This is a genomic window from Nonomuraea sp. NPDC059007 (assembly GCF_042740555.1).
Lineage (GTDB): Bacteria > Actinomycetota > Actinomycetes > Streptosporangiales > Streptosporangiaceae > Nonomuraea.
Genome location: NZ_JBHYJD010000025.1, coordinates 73015 through 86967, shown reverse-complemented (window position 1 = coordinate 86967; position 13953 = coordinate 73015). Strand labels below are relative to the sequence as shown.

Sequence of the window (13953 nt, the reverse complement as noted above, 5' to 3'; positions counted from 1 at the left end):
GTCAACCGGCTCGCCTGCGCGGGTCAGCGGCGCAGGCGGGTGTCGATCCAGCGCAGGACGTCCGGGGCCGACGAGGTGATGATCCGGAAGTGGTCGGTTCCGGGGTAGGTGATGAGTTTCGTGGCCGTGCCGAGTGCCCGGGCGCGCTCGGCGGCTTTCGCGGTCTGCGCCGGTGAGACCAGCACGTCGGTGAGCCCTTGCGCGACCAGCATCGGCGCGGCGGAGCGGGTGCGGGGGACCGCGTTTTCGCCGAGCCATGTGCGCAGCTTCGCGGTCGCGGCGCCGGTGGCCGGGGTGAACTCGGTGCCCGGCAGGTTGAGCTTCGTGAGCCGGTTCGTCAGTTCCGTCATGCAGGTGGTGTGGACGCGCGGGTACTCGCGGCGGGCCCGGGGCCCGAGGTGGTCCGCGAGGCGCAGGCCGGGATGCTGGGTGGCCAGCCCGGCCAGGATCGCCATGTAGTAGCCGTGGTCGACGGGCTGCAGCCGGGACAACTGGTCGACGTACGGCCGGTTGTCGGTGACCGGGGCGAGCGCGACCGTTCCCCGGAAGTCCAGACCTCTGCCATACCCGGCGGCGATCTCGCCGGCCGCCATGGCCGCGTGCCCGCCCTGGGAGTGCCCCACCGTCAGCCAGACCCGGGACACGTCAGGGCTCAGGTCCCCGGCGGCCCGGACCGCGTCCACGACCGAACGGGCCTGGCTCTCGGCGATCAGATACGGGTGTACGCCCGGGGTGCCCAGCCCCTCGTAGTCGGTCGCGGCGACCGCGTAACCCCTGCGCACGAACCCGGCGAGGTAGCCGGGATAGCCGTAGCCGCCGAGCTCGCGATCACGGGACGGGCTGCAGCGATCGCTGACACCCGTGGTGCCGTGCGCCCAGGAGATGACCCGCCGGCCGCCCGGCGGAGCCGTACCCGATGGCAGGAACACCGCGCCCGTCACCTCGATCCGGCGGCCTTTCGGGGAGGTGGACAGGTACCGGATGCGAAAGCCCGTGGCGCCGGCGGCGGCCAGTTCGGCGGGCACGGCCAGCGGGCGGCTTTCCAGCAGGGTGCGGCCGGTGGCCGCGGCGGCGGGTCGGGCCGGAGCCGCGAGCATTGCGGCGAGCAGGAGGACAGCCATGATCGTTCTCATCGAGCCACCCCGAGCGTCACACGAAGCTGATCCAGCAGAAGATCTCGCAGATCCGGTACGGCGGGCCGCGGCTGAGCCAGAACGCTGGGGTAGAGGAGGCCGTCCAGCGTCGTGACGATCAGATCGGTGATCACCGCGACCTCGTGACGGGTCCGGAACGCCTCGCCGGCGATCCCCGCGCTGAGCACGGCCTCGAAGGGAGCACGATAGCTCGCCTGCAACTGGTGACTGTAGGCGCGGAGTTCATCGTCGTAGGCGGCCGCCGTCCAGAACTCCATCAGCATCCGCCACACCGGCACCGGCGTCGCGAAGCCCCGGTCGACCAGCCCGACCAGCTGATCCCACGGGTCGCTCAGCTCGCTGACCTGAGCCTTCATCGAGTCCACCTCCGCGCGGGTGGACGTGCGCAGCGCCTCGACCAGCATGTCCTCGCGCGTGCTGAAGTACACCTGCAACGTGCTGATCGCCACGCCACTCGCCGCGGCCACGTCCTTGAACCGCGTCTGATGGAACCCGCGCTCGATCATCACCTCGACCACGTGCCGCAGCACATCCTGCCGCCGCCCACTGGCCCGTCCTCGTCCTCGTTCTCTCACCACCATCGCCGTACTGTACCAAAATCCGGTACGGCGATACCGGTTTCCAGCTATTTGAACGGAAGTTCTACTTGTACTATCGTTCAAATATCTAACCGGAGGAGGACGCATGTCAGAGGTCGCGACCCGGCGCGCCGGAGCGCGCGAGTGGGCAGGCCTGGGGTTGCTGGCGCTGCCGACAGTGCTGCTGGGCCTGGACGTCACCGTGCTGTACCTGGTGCTGCCGAGCATGGCCGGAGCCCTGGATCCATCGGCCACGCAAACGCTGTGGATCATGGACGCCTACGGGTTCCTCATCGCCGGGCTGCTCATCACGATGGGCACCCTGGGCGACCGGATCGGCCGGCGCCGCCTCCTGCTGATCGGGATGGCGGCCTTCGCGATCGTGTCGGTGTTCGCGGCCTTCGCGCCCAGCGCCGAACTGCTGATCCTGGCCCGAGCCCTGCTGGGGGTCGCGGGGGCGACACTGATGCCCTCGACGCTGTCGTTGATCTCCAACATGTTCGGCGACGCGCGCCAGCGGGCGATCGCGATCGGGGTCTGGGCCACGATGTTCGCCCTGGGCATGGCGGCGGGCCCCGTGGTCGGCGGCGTGCTGATCGACGCGTTCTGGTGGGGCGCGGCGTTCCTCATCGCGGTCCCCATCGCGATCGTCGTCCTGGCCGGCGCGAAGGCTCTCCTGCCCGAATACGCCGACCCGCGGGCCGGACGGCTGGACCTGGCCAGCGTCGCCCTGTCCCTGGCGGCGATCCTGCCGGTCATCTACGCCGTCAAGCACGCCGCCGCCGACGGCGCTGACGCGAGCACGCTGCTGCTGCTCGCCGCCGGGGTGCTCGCGGGCGTGGTGTTCGTGCGCCGGCAACGCGGTCTGGCCTCGCCTCTGCTGGACGTCACCCTGTTCGCCAACCGGGCCTTCTCCGCGGCACTGACCGTGCTGCTGATCGGGCTTGTCGGCGTGGGCGGGACCATGTACCTGGTCACCCAGTACCTCCAGCTCGTCGAGGGCCTCACCCCGTTCACCGCGGGGCTGTGGATGGGCCCACCGGCCCTGGCGATGTTCGCCGCCGCCATCGGGGCGCCCCTGGTCGCCCGGCGGGTGCGCCCGGGGCTGGTCATGGCCGCCACTCTGGGCCTGTCCGTGATCGGGTACGCGCTGCTGGCGACGGCCGGCACCGGCGACGCCGCGGCCGTGGTGACCGGGTTCGCCTTCATCTACCTGGGGCTGGGCGCGATCGCCGCCCTCGGCACCGACATGGTCGTCGGCGCCGCGCCGGTCTCGAAGTCCGGATCGGCCGCCGCGATGTCCGAGACCGTCCAGGAACTCGGCCTCGCCGTCGGCGTCGCGCTGCTCGGCAGCCTCAGCACCGCCCTGTACACCGCCGGCATGACCGCTCCAGCGGACGCCTCGCCCGAGGTCGCCGGCCACCTCACCGGCAGCCTGGCCGGCGCGCTCTCGGTCGCCGGCCAGGTGCCCGCCGAGGTCGTGCGGGCGGCGCGGGAGGCGTTCACCAGCGGGGTGAACATCGCCTCGGCCGTGGGCGGCGCCGCCATCGTCGTGGCGACCGTGCTGTGCCTCGTGGTCCTCCGGCAGGTCCGTCCCCTGGGCGAGGACGACCCCGGCGACGGACTTCGATGACGTCAACGCGCACGTCGGAACCCTGACCCTCACCCCGCGGCCCGCCGGGAGCTCCACGGCTCCGGCTGACTCTGGTCGGGCCGGTCGCGGATGGCCCGGGCGTGTGTTCGGTCAGCAGGCGGCGGAAACGCGGGAGGAGGCCGGCCAGCCGTCTGAGGTCCTCCTCCGCGGTGGTGCCGGACGGATCCGCGTTCCGGCGGGCGCTTCGTGATCAGGCGTCGATGAGGCCGTGCTCGGTCAGTTCCCAGTAGTGGCGGCGGCTGGGCCGTAGCAGCTGCCAGAGGGCGCGGTAGGCGGCGACGCTCATCAGCGCCCAGTAGACCGGTACGAACAACATCGTCCGCACCGCCGCGTGCAGCCCGCGCTCCAGGCAGCCCGCCATGTAGCCGTGCATGAGCAGCAGGTTGCCCGCCAGCATCGAGGCCACGGCCGTGTACAGGACCGGGCCGGGGAACAACCCGGCGATCGGGCCGGAGCCGGCGATGAGGTAGAGCGCGGTCATCGCCCAGAAGATCGGGTTGAGCAGCGTGGTGAGGGTGGAGAAGCCGACGGCGAGCTGGAAGGCGGCGAAGCCGCGCGGGCCGAGCTCGCGCCACAACCGCACCGGCGCGCGCATGTGGACCAGCCAGGTCTGGCAGTAGCCCTTGATCCACCGGCTGCGCTGGCGCAGCCAGTTGCCCAGCCGGCAGTTGGCCTCCTCCAGCGTCACCGACTCCATCATGCGCACGCTCCAGCCGCGCCTGGCGATCCTGATGCCGAGGTCGGCGTCCTCGGTGACGTTGTACGGATCCCAGGCGCCGAGGTCGCGCAGGGCACTGGTGCGGAAGTGGTTGGAGGTGCCGCCGAGCGGGATCGGCAGCCGGAAACGGTCGAGACCGTGCAGGAACAGCCCGAAGTTGTGGGCGTACTCGGCGGCGAAGCAGCGGGTCAGCCAGTTCGTCCACGGGTTCCAGTACTGCAGTTCGGCCTGCACGCACACCATCCACCGCGGCGAGCTGCGGAAGGCCGCCACCGCCTTGCGCAGCTGGAGGGGCTCGGGCTGGTCCTCCGCGTCGAAGATGACGCAGAACTCGCCGCGCGCGTGCCGCAGCCCGACGTTGCAGGCCTTGGGCTTGGTACGCGGGTGCCCGGCCGAGATCACCACGACCTCGAAACCCGGCGGCAGCTCGCCCGGCAGGGCGTCCCTGGTCTCCTCGTCGTCCTCCTCGACCAGCAGCAGGATCTGCCGCCGATCGTGCGGATAGTCGAGGGCGGCCAGCCGTTCGAGCAGGGCGCGCAGGATGTTGCTCTCACGGTAGAGCGGCACCAGCACGGTGTACACGGGCAGCTCGTCGTCCGGCGGCAGTTCCCCCGGGCCGAACCGCATCACGTGCGAACGGTCGTGCCCGTAGGTCAGCAGCACCTTGAACGCGATGACGGCGACGTAGAGCACGCTCGCCGCGGCGGTCAGCACCAGGCCGGTCAGGGCGGGGTCGGCCATCGCGGCCGCGCCCGCCGGCAGCGCCGCGCCGGTCGCGGCCAGTGCCTGGCCGCGGCACAGGAGCCGGCGGGCGCTGCCGCTCTCCGGTACGGCCGTCGTGGGCAGGGTCCGCTGGGTCATGCCGAACTCCCGATGCCGGAGAAGCGGTAGATACGCCGGTACGCGTCCTCGTAGACCAGCGTGTAGCGGTTCAGCTCGGGCGATTCGCCCAGCGCCCGCCAGACCGGGTCCTGGTGGCCCGGTGTGCGCCGCAGGTGGATCCAGCGCACGTCGCTGGCCGCCGGGTCGCGCAGCGCCGGTTCCCATCGGCGGAAGCTGCCTTCGTACAGGATCGAGGACAGCGGCAGGTGGGAGTCGAACGTCATGGTCTCGTTGCCGAAGGAGGCCATGAGCACGCGGCCGCCGTCGTAGTGCGTGCGCAGCCACTGCGCGGCCGTGCTGTTGGCGCGCTCGACGCCGGTCGCGCGGAAGGCCTCGGCCTCGCGCCTGGTGTCGATGCCGGAGGCCGCCGCGGTCACCGCGCAGGCGACGACCACCGCGCCGGCGAAGACGTGGCCCAGCGTGCGCAGCCGGGCGGCGGGCACGCGGGCCATCCTGAGCCGCAGGGCGGTGACGAGGGTCCTGACCTCCGCGGCGAGACCGCCGCCGAACAGCGCCACGGGCAGCAGCATGACCAGGCCGAAGCGGACGTTGTACAGGCTGCCGGTGACCTCTTCCACGTGCAGCGGGCGCTGGCCGCCGTAGAGGGCGTACACGAAGAACGGCGCGAACACCAGCAGCGCCAGCGGCACCGGCGAGCGCCGCCGCATCAGGTGTACGGCCAGCCCGGCCACCCCGAGCACCGGCAGCACCGGCCCCATGTTGCCCACGACCGCGTAGGCGTAGGTGAGCGCCGACACCATCCAGTCGCCGGTCGTGACCTCGGTGCCCGACACCCACAGCGAGGGCTTGGAGAACTCGCCGCGGTGGAAGAAGAACGGATCCCCGAAGATCATCGTGTTCCACGCCAGCCAGCCCGCGATGCCCGCGCAGGCGAGCAGCCCGTAGAAGATCACGTGCGCCTCGGCTCTGCGCAGCCTGCTGCCGCGCGGCGAGCGGGTCCAGGTGATCGCGATCACGACGGCCGCCGCCGTCGGGACGAAGAACCACGCCTCGTACCGGGTGAGCGTGGCCAGCAGCGACGCCACGCCGGCCGCGGCCAGGTGCCGCGGCGCCCAGGTACGGCACCAGCGGGTGAGGTGGTAGGTGGCCGCGGCCAGGCACGCCAGCAGCGGCAGTTCGGTCATGGGCGTGCTCTGCAGGTACAGGGCGCTCGGGCAGAGCATGAACACCCCGCCGGCCGTCAGGCCCGCGGCCCGGCTGTGCGTGAGCAGGCGCGCGGTCCCGTACAGGTAGCGGGTCGTCAGGACGTAGGCCGTCATCGAGATGATCGAGCCCGCCAGGCCGGACAGATACCAGGAATCCACCCAGACCAGCGGCAACGCCACCAGGTGCGGGAACGGCAGCCAGACGCCGCCCAGCTGCGCGAATCCCGGCGTCGGCGACTCCAGCACCCGGCGTGAGATCAGCAGGTGCGAGACGGCGTCCGGATAGGACAGCGGCACGTCGGCGAAGTACACGCCTCCGGCCACCGACAGCGCGATCGCGGCCACGGTCAGCCACGCCAGCGCCACGTCATGCGGGCGGAAAAGCCGCTGCGCGGCCCGCCCGGCCGGGCTGTGGCGGAACATGCTCGCCCACAGCCGCCCCAGGCCCAGCAGCGAGCGCAGCACGACCGCCGGGCGCAGGCCGGTCTGGTGGCCGTGCTCACGCGGGAAATGGTCCACCGGCCGCTGCACCACGCGGGCGCCCCTCGCCTGGATCTTGGCGAGCAGTTCGGGCGAGATCGTGGCGGCGTCGCCGCGCAGGGTGACGTTCTCCAGCAGCCGCCGGTCGAGCAGCTTGTACGCGCAGTCCATGTCACGCACGCGGATGCGCAGCAGCGCCCGGCACAGGCGCGTCCACAGCCAGCCGAACATCCGGCGCGCGGGCGGGTCGGCGCGACGCGAGCGGTAGCCGATGACGGCGTCGGCCCGTTCGGCGCCGGCCAGTTCCACGAACCAGGGCAGCTGCCGGGCGCGGAACTGGCCGTCGGAGTCGGTCAGGAAGATCAGCTCCGCGTCCGTCGAGTCCAGCGCGGCCTGGATGCCGGTCCGTACGGCCGCGCCGTACCCCTGATTGGCGGGGTGGTGGATCACGCGTACCCGGCCGGGAAATTGTTCGGCCAGCCGTTCGGCCACCTCGCCCGTCGCGTCCGACGAGCCGTCGTTCACCACGATCACCAGGTGATCGGTTCCGTCCAGGACGGTCAGGAAGTCCACAACCGTCGATTCCAGGCTGCCCTCTTCGCAATAGGCGGGCATCACCACGGCCAAGCTCACCAGCATCTCCAGACGCAGGCTCGGACTTACTCGACCTGACGGTTCATGTCAGGCAGAGTGGATCAACGGGCAGGCTATACGGCGTTTCCGCAGGTTGGACGGGGGACGCGCCGACAACGCGAGGGGGATGGCGATGGGCGTGTGGATGGTGGGGATGCTGCTGGCGCTCCTGCCGGTGGTGCCGGGTCCCGGGCCCGGGTTCGTGCGCGCCGAGGGGACCCGGCTGACGCTCGACGGCAGGCCGTACGTCATGGCCGGGCTGAACGTCTACAACGCCGCCAGCGACGGAAACTGCTGGTATCCCATGTCGCTGGGCAGGTCGCTGCGCCAGATGCGGGGCAACGTCATCCGCGTCTGGTTCTTCCAGCGGCTGGCCACCAAGGACGGCAGGCGCGACTGGCGCGCGCTCGACCGCATGCTGGCCACCGCGCGCCGGCACGGGGTGAAGGTGCTGCCCGTGCTGACCGACCAATGGGGCAAATGCGAGTGGAGCGGCTACAAGACCGAGAGCTGGTACCGCGGCGGCTACCGCGAGATCGACCCCGGCGGCACCGTCTCCTACCGCGACTGGGTGGCCGAGGCCGTGCGCCGCTACCGTCACGACCCGGCGATCGCGATGTGGACGCTGGTGAACGAGGCGGAGGCCAAGCCGGACGCCTCCGCCGCGTGCGGGCCGGGCGCGACCGAGGCGCTGCGCGACTTCGCCGACGACGTGGGCGCCGTGGCCAAGGCCGCCTCGCCCGCGCACCTGCTCACGCTCGGCACCATGGGCGGCGGCCAGTGCGGCACCGCCGCCCACAACTACCAGGAGGTCTACGCCTCACCCGCGCTGGACGTGTGCGAGTACCACGACTACCACGAGCCGGACCAGGCCATTCCGGGCAACGAGTTCGACGGGCTGGCCATCCGGCTGGCGCAGTGCAGGGCGCTAGACAAGCCGTTGTTCGTGGGCGAGGCGGGGATCGACCCGAGGGAGACCGGCGGGCTGCGCGGCCGGGCCAGGGCCTACGCGGTCAAGATGTCGGCGCAGTTCGCGGCGGGGGTGGTCGGGTTCGTGGTCTGGGCCTGGTGCGACGCCGGGCGTACGGACGGCGACGCCTTCGTGGTGCGGCCGGGCGACCCCGTGCTCAAGGTCCTGGACAAGCGGGCCGGGCCGAGGAGATCGGCCAGGTTGTGACCTGGGCGTTTCGGCGGCAGGATGGCGGGGTGCAGTCCTGGGCGAGAATTGTCTGTGTGGTTCTGGTGGTCGCGCTGGTGGGGGGTGCGCTGCTGGCGGCGGTCAACGCCGTGGTCGGGTCGCTGTGAGCGTCGGGGGCGGGCTGCCCAGGCGGTGAGCAGGCGGCCGGTATCGGCCATGGTGGGGGTCAGTCCCGGCGCAGGACGGTTCCGGCGATGGCCGCCCCGATGAGGGCGCAGCCGGCGGCGGTCAGCATGGTGAGGGTCTGGGCGCCGGTGAAGGCCTCCCTGGCGGCCGTGGTGAGGGCGGCGTCGAGACGTACCGTGTCGTGGGTGAGGGTCGCGGCCAGGGAGGCGCGCGCGGCCTCGGGGACGGCGGCGGGCAGGCCGGCGCGGTAGGCGGCGGCGAGCAGGCTGCCGAGGACGGCGACGCCGAGCGCGATGCCGAGCTGCTGGTGGGTGTCGTTGAGCGCCGAGCCCATGCCCGCGCGCTCGGGCGGGACGGCGCCGAGCACCGTGGTCGTCGTGGACGGCCCCGCCAGCCCGGTGCCGGCGCCCGCCAGCAGGAGTCCGGCGGCGACGAGCGGGTAGGGGCTGCCGGGAGTGAGGGCGGCGAGGAGCGCGAAGCCGGCGGCGGTGATCGCGAACCCGATGACGATCGTGGCGCGTGGACCGATGCGGGAGGGCACGCGGGCGCCGGCCGCCGAGCCGAGGACGGTGCCCGCGGCCAGGGGCATCACCGCGAGCCCCGCCCGCAGCGCGTCGTAGCCGAGGACGAGCTGCAGGTACTGGGTGAGGACGAACAGCGCGCTGCCGGTGCCGACGGTGAGCAGGGCGGCCGCGGCGCTGCCTCCGGCGAAGCGCCGGTCGCGATAGAGCGAGAACTCGACGACCGGCGTGCTCGCCCGCCGCTGGCGCCAGGCGAAGGCGGCGAGGGCGAGGACGGCGGCCCCGGCGCAGGTGAGGACGAGCGGCGAGAGGCGGCCGTGCTCGCCGAGCGCGATGATGGCGGTGGTCAGGGCGACCATGCCGGCGGTGACCAGGACGGCGGCGAGGGGGTCGACGGGGCGGGCGCGCGGGTCGCGCGACTCGGGGACAAGCCACAGGATCGCCGGTACGGCCACGCCCGCCAGCGGCACGTTGATCAGGAAGACGCCCGCCCAGCTCCACGCGTCCACCAGGTACCCGCCGAGCACCGGCCCCGCGGCCATCGCGACGGCGGCGACCGCCGCCCACACGGCGAAGGCCTTGGGCCGTTCGCGCGCGGGGAAGACTTGGACGAGGACGGCCAGCGTGGCCGGCATGACCAGGGCGGCGCCGACGCCCATGAGCGCGCGGGCGCCGATCAGCCACCACGTCGAAGGCGCGGCGACGGCGGCGGCGGAGGCCAGGCCGAGCACGGTCAGCCCGATGACCATGGCGCGCCGCCGGCCGTAGCGGTCGGAGGCGGCGCCCGCGGCGATGAGCAGACCGGCGAAGACGATCACGTAGGCGTCGACGATCGCCTGTTGCTGCGCGGCGGTGGCGCCGAACGCGGCGGTGATCGCGGGCAGGGCGACGTGCAGGACGGTGTTGTCCATCACGATCACCAGCAGCGCGGCGCAGATGGCGACCAGGATCGCCCAGCGTCTCGGGTGTCCTTCCATGCTTCCTCCTACAGTGTTGGATTACTCCTACAGTGTAGGGCTACTAGCATGGGCGCATGAGCCCCAAGCGTCCGCAGGGCGCCGCTGCGATGCCCGGCGGCGTGTGGCTGCGCGAACCGCCCGGCGCGCAGCGCTCGCCGTCGCTGACCCGCGAGCGGATCGTGGCCGCCACGGTCGAGACGCTGGATCGTGACGGCATGGCGGGGCTGAGCATGCGGCGCCTGGCTGAGGCGCTGGACGTGCACGCCACGAGCCTCTACTGGTACGTGGCGACCAGGGACGAGCTGTTCGACCTGGCGCTCGACGAGGTGTTCGGCGAGGTCGCGCTGCCCGATCACCTGTCCTGGCGGGAGGATCTCGCCGCGTTCATGGAGGGGCTGCGGGCGGCCCTGCTGCGGCATCCGTGGGCGGGGCCGCTGGCCAGCAGCCGTCCGCTGATGGGGCCCCAGGCTCTGGCGCGGGCCGAGTTCGTGCACGCGGCCCTGGTCTCGGCCGGTTTCTCCGGGCTCAACCTGTCGTCGGCGGCCGCGGCCGTCAGCAACTACGTCATCGGCACGGCCTCGGTCGAGGCGGCCTGGCGGCAGGAGGACCAGGGCGGCTCCCGCCGCGCGCTCGGCGAGCACATCCAGCGGCGCGCGGACCTCTATCCGGCGCTCGCGGCGCACCCGCCGGGCGCCGGCGCCGGCTGGGACGCCCACTTCACGCGGGGCATGGACTTCCTCCTGGCGGGCCTGGAGTCCTACCGGTCCTGAGGACCCGCGTCGCCGCGACCGGGGCCGTGGTCAGCGGTGGCGGGCGCGGGCCATCTCCCACAGGTCCATGCCGTCGATCGCTATGACCTCCATGCCGAGGATGTCCATCCCGGCGTACACGATGTCGCGGGGTGCGCGGCGGCCCGCGATGGGCAGGTCGTCGGGGACCCCCGCGTTCAGGTCCTCGACCACGAACTCGCGCCCCGCCTCCGTCACCGTCTGGCGGCGCAGGATCCGCCACTCGCCGTCCCGGCGTTCGAACACGTCGACGTAACGGCCTTCCAGTTGCTGGTCGAGGAGTCGGCCAGAGCCGTCGCCCAGCTCCATCCGGTGCAGCACGTACCACTGGCACTCCGCGAACGCCCGGTCCCCGTCCAGCTCGATGATCGGATTGGTGATGGAGTGCTGGGAGGTGCGCAGCTCAGCGAGCAGGGAGATCACGTAGTCGGCGAAGGCGTGGGCGTTGCCGTTGAAGAACCAGTGGCAGTCGACGGCGTCGGGCCAGTAACAGGACTTGAACAGCTCCAGGTCGCACCGGTCGGCGCCACGGGCGTAGCGGTAGAGCACGTCGCGGATCGCCTCGCGGTCCTCCAGCACCCGCAGGCGGTGGAGAAGGTCGTCGCTCGTCATGGATTCAGCTCCTATGTCGATCAGCATAGGATGTTATAGCTAGCATAGGTCGCATGGGCGTGACAACCTGGGTCACCAAAGGGTTCCTCAGTCTCCAGAAAGTGCGTTCTTCCATGTCAGCCGCCACTCTCCTACGGTGTCCGAGTAACCACGAGAGAGTACGGAGGCGGGCATGCCCATTACCTTGGTCAACCCCAGCGGACTGCCGGAGATCGACGCCTACCGGCAGGTGTCGATCGCGACCGGGACGAGGATGGTCTTCGTCGCCGGCCAGGTCGCCTGGGACGGCGGCGACCTCGCCGCCCAGGTCGAGCAGTGCTATCTGAACGTCGCCACCGCCCTGGCCGGAGCCGGCGGCACCTTCGACGACGTGGCGAAACTCACCGTCTACGTCGTCGACTGGACCCCCGACAAGATGCCCTTGTTCCTGGAGGGCGTGGCGCGGGCGGCGGGGAAGCTGGGTGGCACGCCGGTGCCGCCGGGCACGTTGATCGGCGTGGCGGCGCTGGACGTACCGGAGCACCTGGTCGAGCTTGAGGCGATCGCGGTCCTCGACTGATCCGGTGCCGCTTGACGCCCGATCGCCGCGCGGAGATCCTTCAGGCGGATCGGCGGAAGGACGGCCCTGCCATGCACTCTCCACCCCCGGCGGGCGGGCGGGGCTCCCTGGGCTGGCGCGATCCGCTGTTCCTGGCCTCGCGGCCCAGCCGGGAGCGGGTGTGCAGGTTCGTGGCGATGCTGCTGCTGTTGCAGCGGGCCAGCTACCTGCTGCCGGCCTCCGCGAGCCTGCTGGCCGCCGAGGCGCTGTTCACCGATCGCGGCCGCAACGCCGCCCTGCTGGCCCTGGCGCTGGCGTGGAACGTGACGTTGTTCCGCTGGGTCGCCCGCCGGGGCTGGTTCGCGCCGCTGGCGGTGGTCATCGACGTGGCGGCCACCTGCGCGTTCATGATGGCGGTGACGGCCGCGTGCCTGCCGGGTTCCGTCGCGTGCGTGTCCAACTGGTCCTCGCACGCCCTGCTGGCGACGGGCGCGCTGATCGGCGCGGTCAGCCGCCGCGCGATCCACTTCGCCGCCCTGCTGCCCCCGATCATCGTGTACGCGCTCGCGCACGCCGCCGACCTCGGCCAGCGCTACCCGTTCCTGCTGGAGCTGGCGGTCCGGGTCAACAGCTACGTCTGGTTCGCGATCATCGTCTTCTTCATCCGCCGCTACCTGGCCGCCCAGGCCACGCGCCTGGACGGCCTGGCCGAGCAGCGGCTGGCCACGGAGGCGAAACGGGTGGCGGAACGGGTGGCCGAGCACGCCAGGCTCGCCCACTTCCGGCAACTGCACGACACCGTGCTGGCCACGCTGACCGCGATCGCCCGCGGCGGCCTCGACCACCACACCGAGGAGGTACGCCGCCGGTGCGCCTCCGACGCCTCCTATGTCCGGGCCCTGATCAGCCAGGACGCCGCGGGACCCGCCAACGGGCTGAGCAACGGCCTGGCACGGGCGGTGGCCAGGGCGGCCGGCCTGGGACTGTGCGTGCGCTACGCCGCCGAGGCGCTGCCCGAGGACCTGCCCGCGGCGGTGTCGGTGGCCATGGCGGAGGCGGCCGAGGAGGCGCTCAACAACGTGGCCAGGCACTCCGGCGAGCGGGCGGCCTGGCTCACCGCCGTCGAGGTGGACGGGGTGGTCACCGTACGCGTGGTCGATCGCGGCCATGGCTTCGCCCCGGACCTGGCCGAGCCCGGCTACGGGCTGCGCTCCTCGGTCGTCGGGCGGATGGCCGAGGCGGGCGGCAGCGCGGAGATCATCACGGCCCCCGGTGAAGGGGTGTGCGTGGAGCTCCGGTGGCCAGGCCGTCCTCTCTGACCCGGGTGGCCAGCTCCAGCTTGGTGTAGGCGGGACGGCCCGCCTTGCGGTACTTGTCCTTGACGCGCTCCAGGTAGTTCTTGGCGGTGCCCGGTTGCACCCCGGCGCTTCTGGCGGCGGCGGCCAGCGTCATGCCGGAGGCGTAGGCGAGCAGGACGGCGCGTTCCTGCGGGGACAGCACGGGCCGTTCGCCGTCGCGCGCGGCCAGCCAGCCCAGCGCCAGCTCGGGCGACAGGGCCACCCCGTCCTCGGCCACCTCCCTGACCTTCGCCAGCAGGGCGGCCAGGTCGTGGTCCTTGGTGAGGTAGCCGCAGGCCCCGGCGTCGATCATCTGCACGGCCATGTCGCCCGAGGTCACCACGCTGACCACGAGCACCCGCCGGCGCAGGCACGCCAGCGTGCGGACGTTCTGGACCGGGTCGGAGCCGTCGGCCAGCAGCAGGTCGAGCAGGACCACGTCGGCGGGGGCGGGTTCGGTGCGCAGAAGCTCGGCCACGGTCGCGGCGCACGCGGTCAGCCGGACGTCGGGTACGCCCTCCAGCCACGCCGTCAGCCCATCGATGAGCATGCGGTCATCGTCAATCACAGAAAGGGTGATCACTCCTGTCTTTCCCATATCCGGAATGT

General features: G+C 72.1%; 12 protein-coding genes. 5 read left to right on the top strand and 7 right to left on the bottom strand.

Going from position 1 to position 13953, the window contains the following annotated elements; all coding sequences use genetic code 11:
• Positions 1-23 precede the first annotated feature (23 nt).
• Entirely contained in the window at positions 24-1121 is a 1098-nt protein-coding gene (locus tag ACFWY5_RS34345) for an alpha/beta hydrolase family protein (RefSeq protein WP_379636865.1), read from the bottom strand.
• Positions 1122-1129: 8 nt separating this feature from the next.
• A complete protein-coding gene (locus ACFWY5_RS34340) occupies positions 1130-1735 on the bottom strand; it encodes a TetR/AcrR family transcriptional regulator (protein WP_379636863.1) in 606 nt (201 codons plus the stop codon).
• 103 nt (positions 1736-1838) lie between these two features.
• Between ACFWY5_RS34340 and ACFWY5_RS34335 the strand changes: the two genes are divergently transcribed.
• Positions 1839-3365, top strand: a complete 1527-nt coding sequence (locus tag ACFWY5_RS34335) for an MFS transporter (RefSeq protein WP_379636861.1) — start codon at positions 1839-1841, stop codon at positions 3363-3365.
• A 211-nt stretch (positions 3366-3576) separates the two neighbouring features.
• Here the strand turns inward: ACFWY5_RS34335 and ACFWY5_RS34330 are convergent, their stop codons facing one another.
• Together ACFWY5_RS34330 and ACFWY5_RS34325 are read right to left on the bottom strand one after the other, a co-directional pair.
• Positions 3577-4965 (bottom strand): glycosyltransferase, encoded by a 1389-nt coding sequence (locus ACFWY5_RS34330; protein WP_379636859.1) that lies wholly within the window; start codon positions 4963-4965, stop codon positions 3577-3579.
• Positions 4962-7265: a glycosyltransferase gene (locus tag ACFWY5_RS34325; protein WP_379636857.1), complete on the bottom strand. Its 2304-nt coding sequence runs from the start codon at positions 7263-7265 to the stop codon at positions 4962-4964. The genes ACFWY5_RS34330 and ACFWY5_RS34325 overlap by 4 nt, the downstream gene beginning before the upstream one ends.
• Positions 7266-7398: 133 nt before the next feature.
• Here ACFWY5_RS34325 and ACFWY5_RS34320 point away from each other — a divergent pair, with 133 nt between their 5' ends.
• Complete coding sequence (locus ACFWY5_RS34320) at positions 7399-8442, top strand: hypothetical protein (protein ID WP_379636855.1); 1044 nt, start codon at positions 7399-7401, stop codon at positions 8440-8442.
• Positions 8443-8629: 187 nt separating this feature from the next.
• Here ACFWY5_RS34320 and ACFWY5_RS34315 read toward each other — a convergent pair whose 3' ends face one another.
• Entirely contained in the window at positions 8630-10087 is a 1458-nt protein-coding gene (locus ACFWY5_RS34315; RefSeq protein ID WP_379626287.1) for an MFS transporter, read from the bottom strand.
• A gap of 56 nt (positions 10088-10143) precedes the next feature.
• Here ACFWY5_RS34315 and ACFWY5_RS34310 point away from each other — a divergent pair, with 56 nt between their 5' ends.
• Positions 10144-10839 (top strand): TetR/AcrR family transcriptional regulator, encoded by a 696-nt coding sequence (locus ACFWY5_RS34310; RefSeq protein WP_379636853.1) that lies wholly within the window; start codon positions 10144-10146, stop codon positions 10837-10839.
• Between the two features lie 30 nt (positions 10840-10869).
• Here ACFWY5_RS34310 and ACFWY5_RS34305 read toward each other — a convergent pair whose 3' ends face one another.
• The gene (locus ACFWY5_RS34305; RefSeq protein WP_379626291.1) at positions 10870-11469 is read right to left on the bottom strand and encodes a nuclear transport factor 2 family protein; all 600 of its coding nucleotides are present in this window, start codon (positions 11467-11469) and stop codon (positions 10870-10872) included.
• 172 nt (positions 11470-11641) lie between these two features.
• Between ACFWY5_RS34305 and ACFWY5_RS34300 the strand changes: the two genes are divergently transcribed.
• On the top strand, positions 11642-12028 hold the full coding sequence (locus tag ACFWY5_RS34300) for a RidA family protein (protein WP_379626293.1): 387 nt from the start codon (positions 11642-11644) through the stop codon (positions 12026-12028).
• A 71-nt stretch (positions 12029-12099) separates the two neighbouring features.
• A complete protein-coding gene (locus ACFWY5_RS34295; RefSeq protein ID WP_379636851.1) occupies positions 12100-13326 on the top strand; it encodes a sensor histidine kinase in 1227 nt (408 codons plus the stop codon).
• Here ACFWY5_RS34295 and ACFWY5_RS34290 read toward each other — a convergent pair.
• Positions 13268-13942, bottom strand: a complete 675-nt coding sequence (locus tag ACFWY5_RS34290) for a response regulator (protein ID WP_379636849.1) — start codon at positions 13940-13942, stop codon at positions 13268-13270. The two genes, ACFWY5_RS34295 and ACFWY5_RS34290, sit on opposite strands and share 59 nt — an antisense overlap.
• Positions 13943-13953: the final 11 nt, after the last annotated feature.